The sequence below is a fragment of the Halopelagius fulvigenes genome, from assembly GCF_042662625.1.
In the GTDB taxonomy this organism is placed as follows: Archaea; Halobacteriota; Halobacteria; order Halobacteriales; family Haloferacaceae; genus Halopelagius; species Halopelagius fulvigenes.
In genome coordinates, this window is sequence record NZ_JBHSXH010000015.1 from 1,317,121 (window position 1) to 1,333,718 (window position 16,598).

The following is a 16,598-nucleotide window of genomic DNA, read 5'->3' on the forward strand; positions in this document are numbered from 1 at the left end:
TCGGGGGCGTCGGGGCGGACATGCCGACCCGAGACAGTTCGTCGCACGACGTGGAGGAACTCGTCCTGCTTTGGGCCGCCCGCCGGAGCGGCGTCCTCGACGCCGTCCTCGACACCGCCGGGACGCCCGCGGAGGCGGCCGAGGCGGCGGGCGTGACGGAGGAGGCGGCCGCCGTCGTCGTCGAATCGCTCGCGGACCTCGGCTTCGTCCGCGAGGTGGGCGGCGAGTACGAGATTACGAACCGCGCGCTCGGTTTTCTGGCGAAGCGAGACGTGCGCTCCATCGGTCGCCTGCCGCACGCGTTGGATCTGCTGGACCTCTGGACCGACCTGCCGGAGACGATGACGACGGGCGAGACGCCCGAGTTACCCGCCGACTGGACGCGAAACCGCCTCGGGGCGCACGCCGCCGCGGACGACGCCGCGGTCCGCGCCCGCGTCACCGCGGCGGTGCGCGAACGACCCGACGCGGAGCGAGTGGCGGACCTCCTCGGCGCGTCGGGGGCGTACGCGACGGAGTTCGCCGCCCGCGGCTTCGAGACGACGCTGGTGGACGACGCCGATTGCGTCGCGGCGGTCGAACCGATGGTCCGCCACCGCGGCGTCGGGACCGTCACCGCGGACGTGCCGACGGAGTTGGGCCTCGACGCCGAGTCGGTCGAACTCGCGTTCGCCGCCGACGCGACGGGTAGGCTCGACCCGAAAGAGAACCGCGCGCTCTTCGCCGCGGCGTTCGACGCCCTCGAACCGGGCGGGACGCTCGTCCTCGTGGACGTCCTCCGCGACGGGTCGCCCGAATCGGTCGGCGCGCGGGTGCGCGCCCTCGGCGTCGGGCGGGGCGACGCCTACCCGGAGGCGACCTACCGCGAGTGGTTGACCGACGCCGGATTCTCCGACGTTGCTTGTAAATCCGTGCCGGGAGACCGCCGGACGGCGGTCGTCGCCCACCGGCCGGAGCGTGCGGTTGATTAGGGCGCACGACTGAGGGCGAGTATGGATACCGCCGCATTGCGCGAGGACATGGTCGACGGCATCGAGCACTCGATGGACGTCGACGAGTCCGTGAGCCTCGCGATGCGAACTGTCCCTCGACACCCGTTCGTCGAGGAGACGCCGTACGACAACCGGGCTTCCGACTACGAGGGGACGACGGTGCTCGCCCCCGCCCTCGCCGCGCGAATGCTCTCCGCCCTGAACGCCTCCGAAGACGACGACGTGCTAGTGGTCGGCGCGGGCGTCGGCTACACCGCCGCCGTCCTGGCCGAACTCGTCGGCGAGACGAGCGTCCACGCCGTCGATATCGACCGCCAACTCGTCTACGCCGCCCGCTCGAACCTCGAATCGGCGGGCTACGGCGGCGTCCTCGTGGACTGCCGCGACGGCGCGGACGGCCTCCCCGAGTACGCCCCGTTCGACCACATCCTCGTCGAAGCCGCGGCCATCAACCCCCCGCGGAAACTCGTCGCGCAGTTGGCCGACGGCGGCCGCCTCGTCATGCCGATGGGCGGCCCGGAGCAGACGCTCGTCTCCGTCACCCACGAGGGCGAAGTCGAGGAGAAACACGGCCCCGTCGCCTTCCGACCCCTCTTGGTCGAGGGCGAACAGCGAAGCGGTCCCACGCGCAACCGCACCGAACGCGAGGACGCCGAACGCGCCCGTCCCGACTCGGGGTACTTCGCGCCGAGCGGGTGGGAACAGGAGTGGATCGACTGGGACGAGAGGCTGAGCGGACGTCGGCGGCGGTAGTCGGACGTATCGGAAGGTCGACCCGAAGAGCCGCGTCCTATTCGACCGCTCCGCCGAGAGCGTCGGCGAGAAACGCCACCGTCTCGGCCCACGCGTCGGCGGCCGCGCGGGCGTTCGCCTCGGCTCCTCCTCCGTAGACGTGGCGGACGTCTCTCTCGGTGCCCGCGGTCGGCAGGTAGGGGAAACGAAGGTAGTGACCCGCGCCGGCGTGGCTCTCGTGGCGGTACTCGTGGCGATACTCGTTCGCTTCGAGTCGGTCGATGGCTCGCTCCGAGAGCGCCGTCGACGGCCACCGCCTGTCGTCCGTCGCCGACACGAGGAGAATCGGCGTCTCCGCCTCTTCGACCGGAATCGTCGCCGCCGCGAGTTCGTCCTCGCCGGCGGCCGACAGCGTCGGCTCGAAGAAGGGGAGCGACGGAGTCGGCGGCGGCCCCACGTCCGCGTCCGCCAGTTCCAAGAACGGAACCGGCTCGCCGTCGACGGACCACGCGGAGGTGCCCGCCGGAACTCGCCCGTAGCCGAGACCCTCCCAGACGACTCCGCTCGGTACCCAGCCGACGACTGCCCCGATAGCGTCGCTCCGCGTCGCCGCGAGCAAGGCCAACGCGCCGCCTCGGGAGAACCCGAAGAGACCGACGTTCGGTCCGCGGACGCGCTCTCGGCCGCGGAGCCACTCTATCGCCGTCTCGACGTACTCGACCGGCACCTCGGCCAGCGTGTCGGGAATCGGCTCCGGGTCGCCGAAGTATCGGAGCGTCAGCGTCGCGATTCCGCGGGACGCTAGTAGCCTGCCCGTCGGCACGTGGGGGCGACCCCCGGCCCCGTGGAGGTGGACGACGGCCGGCGCGGGGGCGTCGCCGGGCGGCGCGAAGAACTCGCCGACGACGGCGTCGTGGCCGACGGTTCGGTGCTCGATTCTGGGGTCGTACAGCCGGCGCGTCGTCGTCGATTCGGCCACCGTCCGTCCGTTCGCCTCCGCCGAGAGGGTAACGTCGTAGGCCGTCTCGTCCGGAACGAAGAGCACCTCCGGCGGAAGCCGGTTACCCGGCGTCGCGTCGGCCGGCCGCATCGACCAGAACAGCCCCATCGGGTCTGCCGTCGCGTACGTTCCGCGCTCGGGTGCTTGCTCCGGAACGGATAGGCTCCCGTCGCCGTCGGTTTCGAAATGGGCGCGGGCGACCCACCGAGTGCCGTCCCGCGACGCGGCGCTAGCGCGTACGGTCACTGGCGTTCGCGGGTCAAGTCCGTCGAGTTCGACGGTGATCGGCTCGTCGGTCAACGCGGCGGACGGGACGGCGAACGACGGGTCGGTCGCGGTTCCGCTACAGCCCGCTATCGGAAGGAGGCCGGCACCGCCGCACAGTCGGAGGACGTCCCGTCGTCCCACCACCTCCTCGAACGGCATACCCGAGATACTACCGCGACCCTAAAGTCACGTCGGGTGGTGACACGCGGCGCACGTCGCCGTGAGAACGGAGCGCGAACCCGCGGCTACGCCTTCATCCCGCTTCCGGTCAGCGGCACCACCACGTCGTCGTCCGCCGACAGAATACCTCGCTCGCGGTACTCACGCAGGGCCGCGGGCGCGGCGGCGGCGGTGGACTCCACGTAGAACCCGCGGGCGTTGAGGGCGTCGAGTTCGCGTTCGACGGCGTCCGCCGAGAGGGCGATCGCGTCGCCGCCCGTCTCCTCGATCGCGTCGAGAATCTGCCGTTTACGAACGGGTTCGCGTATCTGTATGCCGTCGGCCGCGTCGTTCTCGCCCGCCGCCTCGTCTCCGCCGCGCACCGCCTCGGCGACGGGGGCGTATCCGGCCGCTTGCGCGCCCAGCAAGCGCGGCATCTCGTCTATCCACCCCGCGTCGCGGAGGGCGCGGAAGCCGCGGTACGCGCCGAGAAACAGCGTCCCGTGGCCGAGCGGCGAGACGACGGCGTCCGGGGCCGACCAGCCTCGCTGGAGGGCGACTTCGTAGGCGAACGTCGCCGTCCCGGCGAAGAAGGCGGGGTTCCACGCGTGGGATGCGTACCAGCCGTCTCCGGCGCGCACGGCGTCGAGGCAGACGTCGGTCACGTCCTCGCGGGACCCCTCGACGCGGACGGGCGTCGCCCCCGCGCGTTCGACGGCGCGGAGTTTCGTCTCTTTGACCGCCGCGGGCACGTACACGTCGGCGTCGATGCCGGCGCGGGCGGCGTAGGTGGCGATGGCCGCGCCCGCGTTGCCCGAGGAGTCCTCGACGACCCTCTCGACGCCGAGTTCGTCGGCGACGGAGAGCGTCACCGTCGCCCCGCGGTCCTTGAACGACCCGGTGGGGAAGACGTACTCCAGTTTGAACGACGCGTCCCACTCGGGCGCGTCCACGAGGGGCGTCAGTCCCTCGCCGAGGGTGACGTTCGGACCGACCGGGAGAAAGTCGTCGAACGACCACAGTCCCCGGCGGGCGTCGAACGCCGCCGGGTCGGGTGCGGGGCCGTCCGGGAGGGGATCGGAAGCGAAATCCAGCGGTGCGCCGCAGTCGCACCGCCACGCCCACTCGGCGGGTTCGTTGCCGCAGGCGGAACAGCGAAGCGCGAGTTTGGGAGCCATCGTCAGACGGTGTCGATGTCCGTGCCGACGGAGCAGACGTACTCGCCGGTGGCGACCTGCGGGAGGCGGCGGCACCGCCAGAAGATGCCGGGGCCGTCGGCGGTGACGCGCGCCTTCAGGCCGCCGAAGACGTCCGTCACCTCGAACAGCACGTCGCCGACGGAGACGGAGTCGCCGAGGTCCTTCTTGAACCGGACCAGACCGCCCGAGGGCGACCCGTACTGGTCGAACCCCTTCGCGCGGGTCTGCGACCGGGTTTCGATCGATCCGTCGAGGAAGCTGTAGCCCCGGAGGACGTTGTAGACGCCGTCTACGCCCTTTCGAATGCTCCCCTCGTCCCACCCGACGGCCCCGCCGAGTTCGGGGTCGATGGTCGGGATGCCGTCGTCCGGGCCGGCGCGGGCGAGTTGCCCGTCCGGTCCCTTCTGGTCGAGGATGTAGCCGCACCCGAACGTCTTCGCTAGTCGGAGGCACTCGCCGTGGAGGCGGTGGTGGCGGCCGCACCGGACGCGAACCTCGTCTATCATCCGACTCGTCGAACCCTGATGGAGGTCCACGATGAAGTCCGCGCGGGAGGCGACGTCGAACGTCGCCGCGGCGATACGCTCGGAGGACGTTCCGTTCTCGTCGCCGGGGTACGCGCGGTTCATCTTCGTGTCGTCGATGGGGTTTCTGTGCTCGGCGACCTGGAACGCGTGGTAGTTGACGATGCCGACGACGAGTATCTCGCCGGCCACGTCGTTCGGGTCCAGCTGGGGGACGACGCGTTGAATCACGCCGACTCCGTTCAGTTCGTCGCCGTCGGACGCCGCCTGCAGGTAGAGCGTCTTGCCGTCTCGCGCGCCGTTTATCACGGCGACCGGGAGCGCGACCGGGCTTCCGTCTCGCGCCTCTCCCACTTCGAGGCGACCCGTCGCAATCTCTCCCGGGGCCGCGCTCGCACTTCCGAGCGTGGTCATTACTCGTCTCTCGGCACCCCCACCCTTTAGGGATTCGGTCTGTGACACCGCAGACGGCGACGTACGCCGCCGCGCGTGGGTCACCCGCCGTAAGGGCGAGGTCGGTCCGACCGGGACTGATTTTACGAACGGGCGGGACGAGACGCACATGGCGCGCGAGGAGACGGCCGAACCGGACGCGCTCTCGTCGTTCCGACGATTCTTCGCCCTCGACGGCGACGTGCTGGTCCTCTCGGCGGCGATGTTCGCGTTCAGCCTCGGCTTCCAGATGACCGGCCGCTACATGCCGCGATACGTGAGCGTCCTCGGGGCTGGCAGCCTCGCCATCGGACTGTACGGGAGTTTCGGCAACCTCGTCAGCGCCGTCTACCCGTACCCCGGCGGCGCGCTCTCGGACCGCATCGGGTCGCGGACGGCGCTGACGGCGTTCGGCGTCGCCTCGACGCTCGGGTTCGTCGTCTGGTTGTTCGCCGACGCCTTCGGGACCCTCACGGTACCCGCCTTCGAGGTGGGGCGGTACGCGGCGAAACCGGTCGTCCTCCCCGTCGGCATCTTCGTCGGCCTCCTCCTCGCGCAGGCGTGGAAGTCGTTCGGTCTCGGCGCGACGTTCGCGATAGTGAAACAGAGCGTCCCCCCGGACCGTCTGGCGACAGGCTTTGCGAGCACCGAGACGTTCCGCCGGACGGCCTTTCTGCTCGGTCCGTTGCTCGCCGCGGGCGTGCTGACGCTCTACCCCTTCGAGTTCGGCTTCCGCGTCGTCTTGGCAGTCGCCGCCCTGTTCGGACTCCTCGCCACGGCGGCGCAGTACGTCCTCTACGACGCCTCCAAGGACTCGTTCGGCAAGTCCTTCGAGGGCGTCGGCTCGGTGCTCGACGACCTGCGCTCGATGCCGCCGGAACTCCGGCCCCTGCTGGTCGGCGACACCCTCGTCCGCTTCGCCAACGGGATGGTGTACGTCTTCTTCGTCATCGTCGTCACCGAGTTCCTCGAAGTCGGCGTCACGCTCCCCGCCGTCGGGTCGCTCTCGCCGGACGCGTACTTCGGCGTCCTGTTGGCCGTCGAGATGGCCGTCGCCCTCCTCACGATGGTTCCCGTCGCCAAACTCGCGCGGCGCGTCGGCCTCAAACCGGTCGTCGCGCTCGGGTTCGCCGTCTACGCGGTGTTCCCGGTACTGCTCGTCAACGCGCCGGCGAACGCCGCCGTCGTCGCTCTCCTCTTCGCGTTCTCCGGCCTCCGGTTCGCCGGCCTCCCGGCGCACAAAGCGCTCATCGTCGGGCCGGCGGCGGAGAACGCCGGCGGACGCGTCGTGGGGTCGTACTACCTCGTCCGCAACGTCGTCGTCATCCCCTCCGCGGCCGTCGGCGGGTGGTTGTACGCGGCGTCGCCGGAACTGGCGTTCGGCGCGGCGACGGTCGTCGGCCTCCTCGGGACGGGCTACTTCCTCGCCTTCGGCCGGGAGTTCCCGGCGTACGCGTGAGCCGAAGGCGGCGGCGATGGCGATGGAGATTTGGCGTCCCGAGGAGAACCCCCACACGTGAGTGACGAGGTACCGGAACGTCCGCCGTCGGGCGGACTCGTCGAGGCGTTAGACGTGCCGCGGAACGCCGCAGTCGGCGTTGCCGCCGGGGTTACGCTGGCGGCCGGGGCGTACCTGTTCCGCGTGTTGGAACTGTTCGGCCCGTTCGCGGGGACGAGAGCGTACCCGATTCTCGGGCCGGAGGGCTGGTTCGGCATCCTCGCGTTCGTCCTCGCCACCTCGACGGCGCTTCTGGTGACGACGCTCCTGACCGTCGTCTCCGTCTACCGCCTCGCGAAAGACGCGTGAGTTACCGCGTCGCCCGGTCGTCGTCGAGTCGTTCGACGGCGACCGAACCGTCCCGGCGGACGGTGACCTGGAGGCCCTCGTACTCGAAGGAGACGTTCACGGACTGCGTCGCCGTCAGCGACGAGAGCGCGTCGATATCGACGAGTCCGGCGAGCGGTTCGAGCTCCATCGGACTCCGGCCGAGTTCGGCGGCGACTTCGCGGACGATTCGCACGCCGACATCGTCCGCTCCGCTCGTACCCGAAGGCGTGCTGCCAGATTCGGTCACCCGTCTCAACACCCCGCGTCGCGTCCGCGTGTTCGTGCGCGGTACGCCCGTCCCCGTCTTCGACCGCGAGTAGCGAGAGAGTCCGCCCTGTCCATTGGTACTGAGCAAGCGGAGGAGCCACAATAAGTTGGGCGTTTCTATGTCCGGTTGTTTAAGTTTCCGTCGGCCGCGGCGCGAGGAGCGCCGTCGATCACCCGTCGTACAGTTGGGGGTCGCCGGTGGCCTCGCCGAGTCGTTCCGCGCCCGCGCGGGTGCCCTTCGCGATGACAACGTCGCCGGGGCGCAGTTCGGTCTCCGGGCCGGGTTGGATCACCCACTCGTCGGCGTCGCTCGGCGCGTCGCCCCCCGCGGGGCGGCCCCGGCGAACGGCGATGACGCGCATCCCCGTCTCCGTCTTCACCCGCTTGTCGCCGAGCGTCGCGTTCGCGAGGGTGCTCCCCTCCGCGACGGTGAGACGGACGATGACCTCGTCGGACTCCTCGACGGCGACGGCGACGACGGGGTGGGCGTTGAGTCCCCGGAGGACGCCCTCGCTGATTTCGAGCGCGGCGTCGGAGATGACCTCCGTCGCGGACGCCAGGTGGACGAGTCCGCGGAGTTGAACCGGGTCCTCGACGCGGCTCGCCGCCCGGAGCACCCACGCCTCGAAGCGGGACTTCAGGGCGTCCACCTCCGCCTCTAGCTCGTCTACCTCCTCCGCGACGCCCTCGCTGTCGAACAGAATCGCGCCGTAGGCGAGGTCAACGGCGAGTTCGCTCATGTCCTTCATCAGGATGATGGAGTCCACGGCGCGTTCGAGGTCCTCGATGGGCGGGTCGGCGGCCGCTGGCGGTTCGTACGGGACGCCGGACACCGTCTCGTAGACGGCCGCGACGCCCTCCTGCGCGCCACGGAGGAGGAGCACGTCGTTCTCCCGCAGCTGCGTCTCCCGGTCGGGGTTCGTAATCCACCGGCGCTTGCCGGTCGCGGAGCGACGGCGGATGGCGATGACGCGGACGCCCGTCTCCGTCTCCATGTTGATGTCGCCGAGGGTGCGCCCGTCGTACGGCGAGTCGGCGGCGACGGTGGCCCGCACCAGCATCTCCGCGGCCTCCGGCAGGGCCGTCCGTATCGCGTCGGGGAGGCCGATGTCCTCCAGTACCACCTTGGCGATGTCGCCCGCCGCGTTGGATATCTTCTCGGCCGCGCCGATGACGCCGAGGACGGGCGCGAGCTGCTCGGCGTCCTCCGGGTTGCGCGCGGCCATCAGGAGGCTCATCCGCCCCTGCAGCTGGAGGATGTCCATCCGCTCTTCGAGTGCGAGAACCTCCCGCGCGATGTCGTCGCTCCCGTTGAGGACGGCGGAGTACGAGAGGTCGATGAGGAGCTCTGCCGTGTCCTTCATCTCCGACAGCACCTCCTTGACGCTGACCGGTTCGTACTCCACGTCCGCTGGGTCCATGTGTCGGGATGGGCGGCGGACCGTGATAAGGCTTGGTAGCGACGCGTTACTCGCACCCCGCGCGGTGGACGGACGTTGTGGCGTCGGCGTCTCCCCCTTTGTGTGCTACGAGTTAACGTTGGGCTATGCTCCAAAAGACACTAAAGGAAATAGTTTGGGGTGAACGATAACGCTTTTTTGAGAGGGACGGGAACCGTTTGGGTATGTCAGACGACCTAAAGCGGGGGCTGGAAGGCGTTCTCGTCGCCGAGTCGGAGCTCAGTCACATCGACGGTGATGCCGGTAAGCTCGTCTACCGGGGCTATACGATCGAAGACCTGGCCCGCAACGCGTCGTACGAGGAGGTCGTCTACCTCCTGTGGCACGGAGAACTCCCGTCGCGTTCGGAGCTGGAGACGTTCGAAGAGCAGATGACCGCCGAACGGACGCTCGACGAGGACGTCTTAGACCAGGTTCGGACGCTCGCCGACGCCGACGAGGTTCCGATGGCGGCGCTTCGGAGCGTCGTCTCGTCGCTGTCGGCGCACGACGACGACGCCACCTTCGAGGACGTGGCGGACGAGGAGGCCAACGTCCGGAAGGCCCGCCGCATCACCTCGAAGATTCCGACGGCGCTGGCCGCGTTCAATCGCCTCCGCAACGGTGAGGAACCGGTCGAACCGCGCGAGGACCTCGGCCACGCGGCGAACTTCCTCTACATGCTCAACGACGAGGAACCAGACGAGGTGCTCGCGGAGACGTTCGACATGGCGTTGGTCCTCCACGCCGACCACGGCCTGAACGCCTCGACGTTCTCGGCGATGGTCACCGCCTCCACGCTCTCGGACATGCACAGCGCCGTCACGAGCGCCATCGGCACGCTCGCGGGGTCGCTCCACGGCGGGGCCAACGCGAACGTGATGAAGATGCTCAAGGAGATAGACGAGAGCGACAAGAACCCGACGAAGTGGGTCACGGACGCCCTCGAGGAGGGCCGCCGCGTCCCCGGATTCGGACACCGCGTCTACAACGTGAAGGACCCGCGCGCGAAGATTCTCGGCGAGAAGTCCGAGGAACTCGGCGAGGCGGCGGGCGACATGAAGTGGTACGACTACTCGGTCGCGATCGAGGAGTACATCACGGAGGAGAAGGGCCTCGCGCCGAACGTGGACTTCTACTCCGCGTCGACGTACTACCAGATGGGCATCCCGGTCGATATCTACACGCCCATCTTCGCGATGTCCCGCGTCGCGGGGTGGACGGCGCACGTCCTCGAACAGTACGAGGACAACCGGCTCATCCGCCCCCGCGCGCGCTACGTCGGCCCGACGGACCAGACGTTCCCCGACATCGACGAGCGGTAAGGTCCGCCTTCCCCGCTCGATTCGACCTCACTCCTCTTCTCGCCGCACGGGAACGTACGACCGCCCGGCACCGCTACCGAGAATTCACTCTCTCGTCGTCAGTTTCCGCGCCGCGCCGTCCTTCCGCGGATGTCGAGGCGTTCCTCCGTCGTCTGGAAGTAGTTGACCACCGTCACCGGAAGATGCCGCCGACGGTGTTCCCGGGGAGGACGGGCAACGCGAACCCGACCAGACCGGCGAGGGGCGCGGGCCTCAGCCGTCGGCGTCGACGCTCCCGCGTTCGCGCAGGAGGCCCTCGGCCGTCCCGGCCCAGTCGGCGCGGGCGAACGCCGCGACGGCGAACAGCCCCATCCAGAGGTACGCGAGGAAGACGCCGGCGTAGACGCCGAACAGGCCGAGCCCCAACTGCTCGACGGCGAGGTAGGAGAAGCCCACGAAGAAGCCGAACATGCCAGTGACGCGAGCGAGGAAGGGGAGGCGAGTCGCGCCCGCGCCCTGTAGCGCGCCGGAGAGCGCGACGAACACCGCGAGCATCGGCGCGGAGAGGCCGTAGACGACGGCGAACTCCGCCGCGTACGTGAGCGCTTCGGGCGACCCGCCGAAACCCAAGACGGAGACGACCGAGTCCGCGAACGCCGCGAGGACGACGCCGATGACGCCGACGGAACACAGAGAGAGGGCGGCGGTGGCCCACCCCTCGTACCGCGCGACGGACTCCTCGCCGCGCCCCAACGCTTGGCCGACGAGGATGCTCCCCGCGACGTTGTACCCGCGGGAGAGCGGACTCGTCACCTGCTGGTACACCCGGCGGCCGACCTGAAAGCCGGCGTTGATAACGTCGCCCGATGCCGCGCCCGCACTTCCGAGCGAGAGCAACAGCGCGTTGAACGGGAACTCCGCGAGTTCGGTGGCGAACCCCTCCGCCGCCCGCGGAAGCGCGACGCCGACGAGCTGCGCGGCCACCGTCCGGTCCGTCGGGCGTGCGAAGGCGACGGGCGAATCCGGGCGGTAGATGGCCGCGACGAGCAGTCCCGCCGAGAGGACGTTCGCCGCCGACGTGGCGAGGCCGACGCCGAAGACGCCCCACCGCGGGAGGACGGCGACGCCGAAGCCGAGTCCGACCGACAGGGCGACGTTGACGCCGTTGGCGAGGACGTTGACGTACATCGGCGTCCGGGTGTCGCCCAGTCCCTGCAACGCACGCGCGCCGACGAGTGCGACGTGGCGCGCGGGCGCGGTGGCGAAGACGACGGCGAGGTACGTCCCGCCGAGGCGCACCGCCTCGTCGCTGGCGGGGAACAGCCCCACCGCCCACTCCGAGAAGAGGACGCCGAAGGCGACGAACGGGACGCCGGTGAGGAAGGCGATACCCAGCGCCTGCGTCACCGCCTCGTCGCGGTTCGCCTCGGCACCGCTCCCGGTGTCCTGACTGGAGAGCGCGATCGCGGCCCCGCCGAGGCCGAGGCCGATTCTCAGCGGGAACCGCGCGAACAGGTCGGCCAGACCGATGGCGACGACGGCGGCGGGCGACAGCGCGGCGGTGACGAGGATGTCCACCGTCCGCATCAGCGTCCGCGTGGTCTGTTCGGCCATCACCGGCCACGCGAGCGAGAACACGCGACGCCAGACGCCGCGGAGTCGCTCGAAGTCCATGCTGGAACGTGCGCCGTGGGATGCTTGACCTTACCGAAAGGGGAATGCCGAGCGAACTTTGTCCGTCCGCGCCGACGCCCCCGCCGTGACCGATGTGTTCGTCTACGGGACCCTGACGGACCCCGACCGAGTCGCATCGCTCCTCGACGAGTGGTCGTTCGGACCGGACGCCCGCCTCCTCGGACTCCACCGCGCCGAGGGGGAGTACCCGACGCTCCTCCCCGGCGGGTCCGTCGAGGGGCGCGTCCTCCGGACGGACGAACTACCGACGCTCGACCGGTACGAGGGCGTCGCCTCCGGCCTCTACGTCCGCATGAACGTCCCCTACGCGGACGACGCGGGTACGGGCGGCGACGGCGACTCGTCCGGCGCGCGCGGCGGCGCGGCGGACTCCGCGGCGGTGTACGTCGGCGACCCCGCCCGTCTCGGCGTGGACGAGGACGCCGAATGGCCGGATTCGGGCGATTTCGCGACCCGAGTCCGCCGATTCGTCGCCGAGGAACGCGTCGTCGTAAAACCGACAGAGAATGTATCGGACGTGTGAATGACGACCGTCAGACGGCGCGTTCATCCCGCCGCCGTCCTGCGATTTCACTTTCGGTCCGGGTACATGATGTTTATATACCACGCGAACCGAAGAACAGATGCACGTCACACGCGTGCATTCCCCCCTTTCCCCCTTCTACGCGTCCCGAGCGGCGGCCGCGTCCCGACTCGGCGGCGTTCAGCGGCCGACGCCGCCCGGCGGTGCGAACCCGCCGTCTCGACGCCCCAAAACGGTTAACCGAGACGGCGGGGAACCGCAATCATGCTCTCGCTCTCGGACATTACTGCGGCCCGCGACCGAATCGAGGACGTGGCGAAGCGGACACCGTTGGACTACTCGCACACGTTCTCGGAGATGACGGGCGCGGAGGTGCACCTGAAACTGGAGAACTTCCAGCGGACGGGGGCGTTCAAGATTCGCGGCGCGATGAACTGCATCGCCACCCTCTCGGACGACCAGAAGGCGGCGGGCGTGGTGACGGCGAGTGCCGGAAACCACGCGCAGGGCGTCGCACTCGCGGCGACGCGGGCGGGCGTGAACTCGAAGATAGTGATGCCGAAGCACGCGCCCATCTCGAAGGTGAAGGCGACGGAACGCTACGGCGGCGAAACCGTCCTCCACGGCGCGGACTACGACGAGGCGCAGGCGAAGGCCCACGAGATAGAGAGCGAGGAGGGCCGGACGTACGTCCACGCCTTCGACGACCCCGCCGTGATGGCCGGACAGGGGACCATCGGCCTCGAAATCGTCGAGGACTGCCCCGAACTCGACACCGTGGTCGTCCCCATCGGCGGCGGCGGCCTCATCGCGGGCATCGCCACCGCGGTGAAGGCGCACAACCCCGACGCGCGCGTCGTCGGCGTGCAGGCGGACGGTGCCTCCTCGGCGGCCGATTCGCTCCAGAAGGGGTCGATTCACGAACTCGACAGCGTCGAGACCATCGCCGACGGCATCGCCACCCGACGGGTCGGCGAGACGCCGTTCGACGTCATCCGAGCGCACGTGGACGAGGTGGTGACCGTCTCCGACGAGGAGATAGCCGTCACGCTGACGTACCTGCTGGAACGGTCGAAGACGCTGGTCGAGGGCGCGGGGGCCGTCGCCCTCGCGGCCCTCCTGTTCGAGGCGTTCGACTACGAGGAGGGCGAGGTGATCGTCCCGACGCTCTCGGGCGGGAACATCGACCTCAACCAACTGACGACGGTCATCATGCGCGGGTTGGTCGAGACGGGGCGGTACCTGAAGATTCGGACCGTGCTGAAGGATCGCCCCGGCGCGCTACAGGACCTCATCTCCGTCCTCGCGGACGCCCAAGCGAACATCTACGCCATCCAGCACGACCGAACCTCGCGGAACATCTCGATGAACGAGGCGGACGTGGAACTCGACTTGGAGACGAAGGGCTACGACCACGTCGAGGAACTCCTCGACGCCCTCCGCGAACGCGGGTACGAGGTGGACGTCCTCGTCTGATTCGCCGCCCTCACTCGTACGTGCCGAGGTGGCCGCCGTCCCACGTCATGTCCGCGCCGTTGAGGTGTTGGCCGTGCTTCGAGAAGCCGAAGACGTACAGGTTCGCCACTTGAATCGGACGCATCATGTCCTTCACGCGCGACCCGCCAAGCATCACGTCCTCGACGACTTCCTCCTCCGAGATTCCGCGTTCCTTCGCCGTGTCGGGTATCTGCCCTTCGACCAACGGCGTCGAGACGTAACTGGTCGAGACGGTGAAGGCGCGGAGGGTGCCCTCCCCCTCGGCGGCGATGGACTTCGTGAGGCCGCGCAGGGCGAACTTCGAGGTGATGTAGGCCGCCTTGTCCTGCGTGGCGACGTGGCCGTGGATGGAGCACATGTTTCCTATCGCGCCGACGCCGTCGTCCGTCTCTCGAATGTGCGGCATCACGAGTTTCGACAGGAGGAACGGCGCGCGGACCATCACCCCGTGCATCGCGTCGTAGACGTCCATCGGGAACTCGTCGAGGGGCGAGATGTGCTGCATCCCGGCGATGTTCGCGAGGTACCGGACGTCGCCGTGCGTCGCCGCCTCCTCCACCAACGCCCGCATCTCGTCGTCGTCCGTCAGGTCCGCTTCGACGGTGACCACCTCGCCGGGCGCGCCCATCTCGTCTTCGACGAGCGCTTTCATCGAGTCGAGTCCGTCGCCGTCCACGTCGGTGCCGACGACGGTGAGGCCGTTCATCGCCATCGCGGCGGCCGTCGCCCGGCCGATTCCCGACGCCGCGCCCGTCACGAGACAGACGCTCTCCGGGCCGAAGCGGTCGTCCTTTAACACCAGTACGTCGTCCGCGCCGAAGTCTACCGTAGCGGGGTCCGCCATGGGAGACACTCACGGGCGAGAGCGGTATCAATCTGCGCGTGTCGCCGCCTCGGAGCGTCTCGACGTTCTCATCGGGGAGACAGTGTTCCGTCCTCGGGAGTTCTCTCGGTTTTAAGTCGCCCGACGCCGACGCATCGCCCATGAAGCGCATCATCAGCACGGACGAGGCACCCGCCGCGGTGGGCGCGTACAGTCAGGCGACGACGAACGGGTCGCTGGTGTTCACGGCGGGGCAGATTCCGCTGACGCCGGACGGCGAGTTGCTGGACGACGCGGACATCGCGACGCAGACGGAACAGGCCCTCGACAACGTGATGGCGATTCTCGACGCGGAGGGCGCGACGGCGGCGGACGTGTTGAAGGTGAGCGTCTTCCTCGACGACATCGAGGACTTCGAGGAGATGAACGAGACGTACGCGGGGTACTTCGAGTCGGAACCGCCGGCCCGAAGCGCCGTCGAGGTGGCGAACCTGCCGAAGGGCGTCGGCGTCGAGATAGAGGCCATCGCGGACGTAGACGACAGTACGTCCGAGTGAGCGTGCGGCCGCGAACGAAGTCCGCGCTCCTCTGGGGCGCTATCGGCTGTTTCAGTTTCCTCGTCGTCCTGCAGACGTACCGCCTCCTCGTGGGGCCGTTGTCGTTCGGCGTCCTCGGATCCCTCGGCGTCGGCGTCGTCGTCGGCGTCGTCGTCTCGGGTGTGACGTACGCCACCGAACGGCGTATCGCCGAGAAAGGAAGGACTTAAACTACTCAACGGGATACGTTGAACCGGAAGCCGGGATGGCCGAGTGGTAAGGCGCACGCCTGGAAAGCGTGTTCCCTTTGGGATCCAGGGTTCAAATCCCTGTCCCGGCGCTTCTCTAACTTCTAACCCTCCAGCGAGGCGTCTCGTCGGGAACGGAGAGACGAATCAGTCGTCGGACTCCGGGATGAACGGCCCGTACATCGCCGTTTGATGTGCAATCGTCGCCACGCGGAGGATGTACGCGCCCAGTATCGCGAGTGGGACGAGTGTCGCGACGATTATCGTCCCCGCGACACCGACGAGGAGGGCGTGCGACAGCGTCAGACCGGCGATGTCTCGATAGGAGAAGATGCCGATGGTGGCGATAGTCACCGCGGGGATGCCGGTGTAGACGAGAAGGCGAGACAGGCGCGCCAACTGCCGTTCGACGACCACCGTTTTGAGGAACTGTCGCGCGGCGTCGACTTCGACGAACAGTTCGGTGATCTGTTGGAGTTCCTTCGCCGCCTCCGGGTCGAAGTCGGACAGTTCCGCCCGAATCCGCCGCACATCGTGAAACTGCTCCGAATTACGGTAGTTGAGCATCGTGAGGAACGTCCGAAGCATGCTCGTGCCGTTCGCCGCCAACTCGTCGTTCGTCCGTTCCGCTTCCCGAATGACCGATTCCGTCACCTCCTCAACGTCGTTCGTCAACCGGTCGTCCGCCCGCGAGTCGTCGAACCGGTCCTGAACTGTCCTGGCGGCGTCCGCGACGGCGGAGAGAAGCGTCTCGAAGAAGGTGGACGCGTGAGGCGAACTCACCGCGGTCCCCGTTCGCTCCTCGACGCGTTCTCGAAAGTCCGTGATGTCGGTCCGGCGTTCGTAGAGGTCCTGTATCGAGCCGAACTCGTGAGAGAGGACGATCTGGTTCACGCCGATCGTGATCGGAACGAGCGTCAAGAGCCCGTTGACGGTGCCGTTGAGGTACCACATCACCCGGTTCGGCGTGGTCACCGTGGCGAGGTCGAGGATTCCGACCGCGAGAAACGCCGCGCCGATTCCCGAGAGCACGACGAGCGAAACGAGGTGTCGATTCCCCGAGAGCAAGAACCATCGCGCGAATCCCGAAACGGACCGATCATCGGCCGAGTCAGCTGTCGCTTCCTCCATAC

At 68.8% G+C, this 16,598-nt stretch carries 17 protein-coding genes and 1 tRNA gene; 10 read left to right on the forward strand and 8 right to left on the reverse strand.

What is annotated here, in order from left to right; all coding sequences use genetic code 11:
• Positions 1-20: 20 nt before the first annotated feature.
• Positions 21-971, forward strand: coding sequence for an SAM-dependent methyltransferase (locus tag ACFQEV_RS16970; RefSeq protein ID WP_379698627.1), 951 nt, complete (start codon positions 21-23; stop codon positions 969-971).
• A gap of 21 nt (positions 972-992) precedes the next feature.
• Positions 993-1,745: a protein-L-isoaspartate O-methyltransferase family protein gene (locus ACFQEV_RS16975; protein ID WP_379698630.1), complete on the forward strand. Its 753-nt coding sequence runs from the start codon at positions 993-995 to the stop codon at positions 1,743-1,745.
• 37 nt (positions 1,746-1,782) lie between these two features.
• Here the strand turns inward: ACFQEV_RS16975 and ACFQEV_RS16980 are convergent, their stop codons facing one another.
• The 3 genes from ACFQEV_RS16980 to ACFQEV_RS16990 form a co-directional block, all read right to left on the reverse strand.
• The gene (locus tag ACFQEV_RS16980; protein ID WP_379698633.1) at positions 1,783-3,150 is read right to left on the reverse strand and encodes an acyl-CoA thioesterase/bile acid-CoA:amino acid N-acyltransferase family protein; all 1,368 of its coding nucleotides are present in this window, start codon (positions 3,148-3,150) and stop codon (positions 1,783-1,785) included.
• 86 nt (positions 3,151-3,236) lie between these two features.
• Positions 3,237-4,328 (reverse strand): pyridoxal-phosphate dependent enzyme, encoded by a 1,092-nt coding sequence (locus tag ACFQEV_RS16985; RefSeq protein ID WP_379698635.1) that lies wholly within the window; start codon positions 4,326-4,328, stop codon positions 3,237-3,239.
• 2 nt (positions 4,329-4,330) lie between these two features.
• A complete protein-coding gene (locus ACFQEV_RS16990; RefSeq protein ID WP_379698637.1) occupies positions 4,331-5,287 on the reverse strand; it encodes a succinylglutamate desuccinylase/aspartoacylase family protein in 957 nt (318 codons plus the stop codon).
• Positions 5,288-5,435: 148 nt separating this feature from the next.
• Between ACFQEV_RS16990 and ACFQEV_RS16995 the strand changes: the two genes are divergently transcribed.
• Complete coding sequence (locus ACFQEV_RS16995; RefSeq protein WP_379698639.1) at positions 5,436-6,764, forward strand: MFS transporter; 1,329 nt, start codon at positions 5,436-5,438, stop codon at positions 6,762-6,764.
• A 30-nt stretch (positions 6,765-6,794) separates the two neighbouring features.
• Positions 6,795-7,112, forward strand: coding sequence for a DUF7536 family protein (locus ACFQEV_RS17000; RefSeq protein ID WP_379698641.1), 318 nt, complete (start codon positions 6,795-6,797; stop codon positions 7,110-7,112).
• Between the two features lies 1 nt (position 7,113).
• On the opposite strand, the gene ACFQEV_RS17005 is transcribed toward ACFQEV_RS17000, so the two are convergent.
• Positions 7,114-7,326, reverse strand: a complete 213-nt coding sequence (locus tag ACFQEV_RS17005) for a HalOD1 output domain-containing protein (RefSeq protein ID WP_379698643.1) — start codon at positions 7,324-7,326, stop codon at positions 7,114-7,116.
• Between the two features lie 244 nt (positions 7,327-7,570).
• Positions 7,571-8,821, reverse strand: coding sequence for a potassium channel family protein (locus ACFQEV_RS17010; RefSeq protein ID WP_379698645.1), 1,251 nt, complete (start codon positions 8,819-8,821; stop codon positions 7,571-7,573).
• 203 nt (positions 8,822-9,024) lie between these two features.
• Between ACFQEV_RS17010 and citZ the strand changes: the two genes are divergently transcribed.
• Positions 9,025-10,164, forward strand: a complete 1,140-nt coding sequence (citZ, locus tag ACFQEV_RS17015; RefSeq protein WP_379698647.1) for a citrate synthase — start codon at positions 9,025-9,027, stop codon at positions 10,162-10,164.
• Between the two features lie 252 nt (positions 10,165-10,416).
• On the opposite strand, the gene ACFQEV_RS17020 is transcribed toward citZ, so the two are convergent.
• Positions 10,417-11,817, reverse strand: coding sequence for an MATE family efflux transporter (locus ACFQEV_RS17020; RefSeq protein WP_379698649.1), 1,401 nt, complete (start codon positions 11,815-11,817; stop codon positions 10,417-10,419).
• 85 nt (positions 11,818-11,902) lie between these two features.
• Here ACFQEV_RS17020 and ACFQEV_RS17025 point away from each other — a divergent pair, with 85 nt between their 5' ends.
• Positions 11,903-12,361 (forward strand): gamma-glutamylcyclotransferase, encoded by a 459-nt coding sequence (locus ACFQEV_RS17025; RefSeq protein ID WP_379698651.1) that lies wholly within the window; start codon positions 11,903-11,905, stop codon positions 12,359-12,361.
• Between the two features lie 264 nt (positions 12,362-12,625).
• Positions 12,626-13,837, forward strand: a complete 1,212-nt coding sequence (gene ilvA / locus ACFQEV_RS17030) for a threonine ammonia-lyase (RefSeq protein ID WP_379698654.1) — start codon at positions 12,626-12,628, stop codon at positions 13,835-13,837.
• A 10-nt stretch (positions 13,838-13,847) separates the two neighbouring features.
• Here ilvA and ACFQEV_RS17035 read toward each other — a convergent pair whose 3' ends face one another.
• Positions 13,848-14,702: an SDR family NAD(P)-dependent oxidoreductase gene (locus tag ACFQEV_RS17035; RefSeq protein WP_379698657.1), complete on the reverse strand. Its 855-nt coding sequence runs from the start codon at positions 14,700-14,702 to the stop codon at positions 13,848-13,850.
• 140 nt (positions 14,703-14,842) lie between these two features.
• Here ACFQEV_RS17035 and ACFQEV_RS17040 point away from each other — a divergent pair, with 140 nt between their 5' ends.
• The 3 genes from ACFQEV_RS17040 to ACFQEV_RS17050 all read left to right on the forward strand — a co-directional run bounded on the left by ACFQEV_RS17040 (position 14,843) and on the right by ACFQEV_RS17050 (position 15,557).
• Positions 14,843-15,238: a Rid family detoxifying hydrolase gene (locus ACFQEV_RS17040; protein WP_379698660.1), complete on the forward strand. Its 396-nt coding sequence runs from the start codon at positions 14,843-14,845 to the stop codon at positions 15,236-15,238.
• Positions 15,235-15,447 (forward strand): hypothetical protein, encoded by a 213-nt coding sequence (locus ACFQEV_RS17045; protein WP_379698663.1) that lies wholly within the window; start codon positions 15,235-15,237, stop codon positions 15,445-15,447. Before ACFQEV_RS17040 ends, ACFQEV_RS17045 begins: the two co-directional genes overlap by 4 nt.
• 29 nt (positions 15,448-15,476) lie before the next feature.
• A tRNA-Ser gene (locus ACFQEV_RS17050) sits at positions 15,477-15,557 on the forward strand.
• 55 nt (positions 15,558-15,612) lie between these two features.
• Here the strand turns inward: ACFQEV_RS17050 and ACFQEV_RS17055 are convergent.
• Complete coding sequence (locus ACFQEV_RS17055) at positions 15,613-16,596, reverse strand: DUF7972 family membrane protein (protein WP_379698666.1); 984 nt, start codon at positions 16,594-16,596, stop codon at positions 15,613-15,615.
• Positions 16,597-16,598: the final 2 nt, after the last annotated feature.

Excerpts from the sequence above, each read along its gene's own strand:
- ACFQEV_RS16970 (WP_379698627.1), top strand. The coding sequence starts at position 21 with ATGCCGACCCGAGACAGTTCGTCGCACGACGTGGAGGAACTCGTCCTG.
- ACFQEV_RS16975 (WP_379698630.1), top strand. The coding sequence starts at position 993 with ATGGATACCGCCGCATTGCGCGAGGACATGGTCGACGGCATCGAGCAC.
- ACFQEV_RS16980 (WP_379698633.1), bottom strand. The coding sequence starts at position 3,150 with ATGCCGTTCGAGGAGGTGGTGGGACGACGGGACGTCCTCCGACTGTGC.
- ACFQEV_RS16985 (WP_379698635.1), bottom strand. The coding sequence starts at position 4,328 with ATGGCTCCCAAACTCGCGCTTCGCTGTTCCGCCTGCGGCAACGAACCC.
- ACFQEV_RS16990 (WP_379698637.1), bottom strand. The coding sequence starts at position 5,287 with ATGACCACGCTCGGAAGTGCGAGCGCGGCCCCGGGAGAGATTGCGACG.
- ACFQEV_RS16995 (WP_379698639.1), top strand. The coding sequence starts at position 5,436 with ATGGCGCGCGAGGAGACGGCCGAACCGGACGCGCTCTCGTCGTTCCGA.
- ACFQEV_RS17010 (WP_379698645.1), bottom strand. The coding sequence starts at position 8,821 with ATGGACCCAGCGGACGTGGAGTACGAACCGGTCAGCGTCAAGGAGGTG.
- citZ (WP_379698647.1), top strand. The coding sequence starts at position 9,025 with ATGTCAGACGACCTAAAGCGGGGGCTGGAAGGCGTTCTCGTCGCCGAG.
- ACFQEV_RS17020 (WP_379698649.1), bottom strand. The coding sequence starts at position 11,817 with ATGGACTTCGAGCGACTCCGCGGCGTCTGGCGTCGCGTGTTCTCGCTC.
- ilvA (WP_379698654.1), top strand. The coding sequence starts at position 12,626 with ATGCTCTCGCTCTCGGACATTACTGCGGCCCGCGACCGAATCGAGGAC.
- ACFQEV_RS17035 (WP_379698657.1), bottom strand. The coding sequence starts at position 14,702 with ATGGCGGACCCCGCTACGGTAGACTTCGGCGCGGACGACGTACTGGTG.
- ACFQEV_RS17040 (WP_379698660.1), top strand. The coding sequence starts at position 14,843 with ATGAAGCGCATCATCAGCACGGACGAGGCACCCGCCGCGGTGGGCGCG.
- ACFQEV_RS17055 (WP_379698666.1), bottom strand. The coding sequence starts at position 16,596 with ATGGAGGAAGCGACAGCTGACTCGGCCGATGATCGGTCCGTTTCGGGA.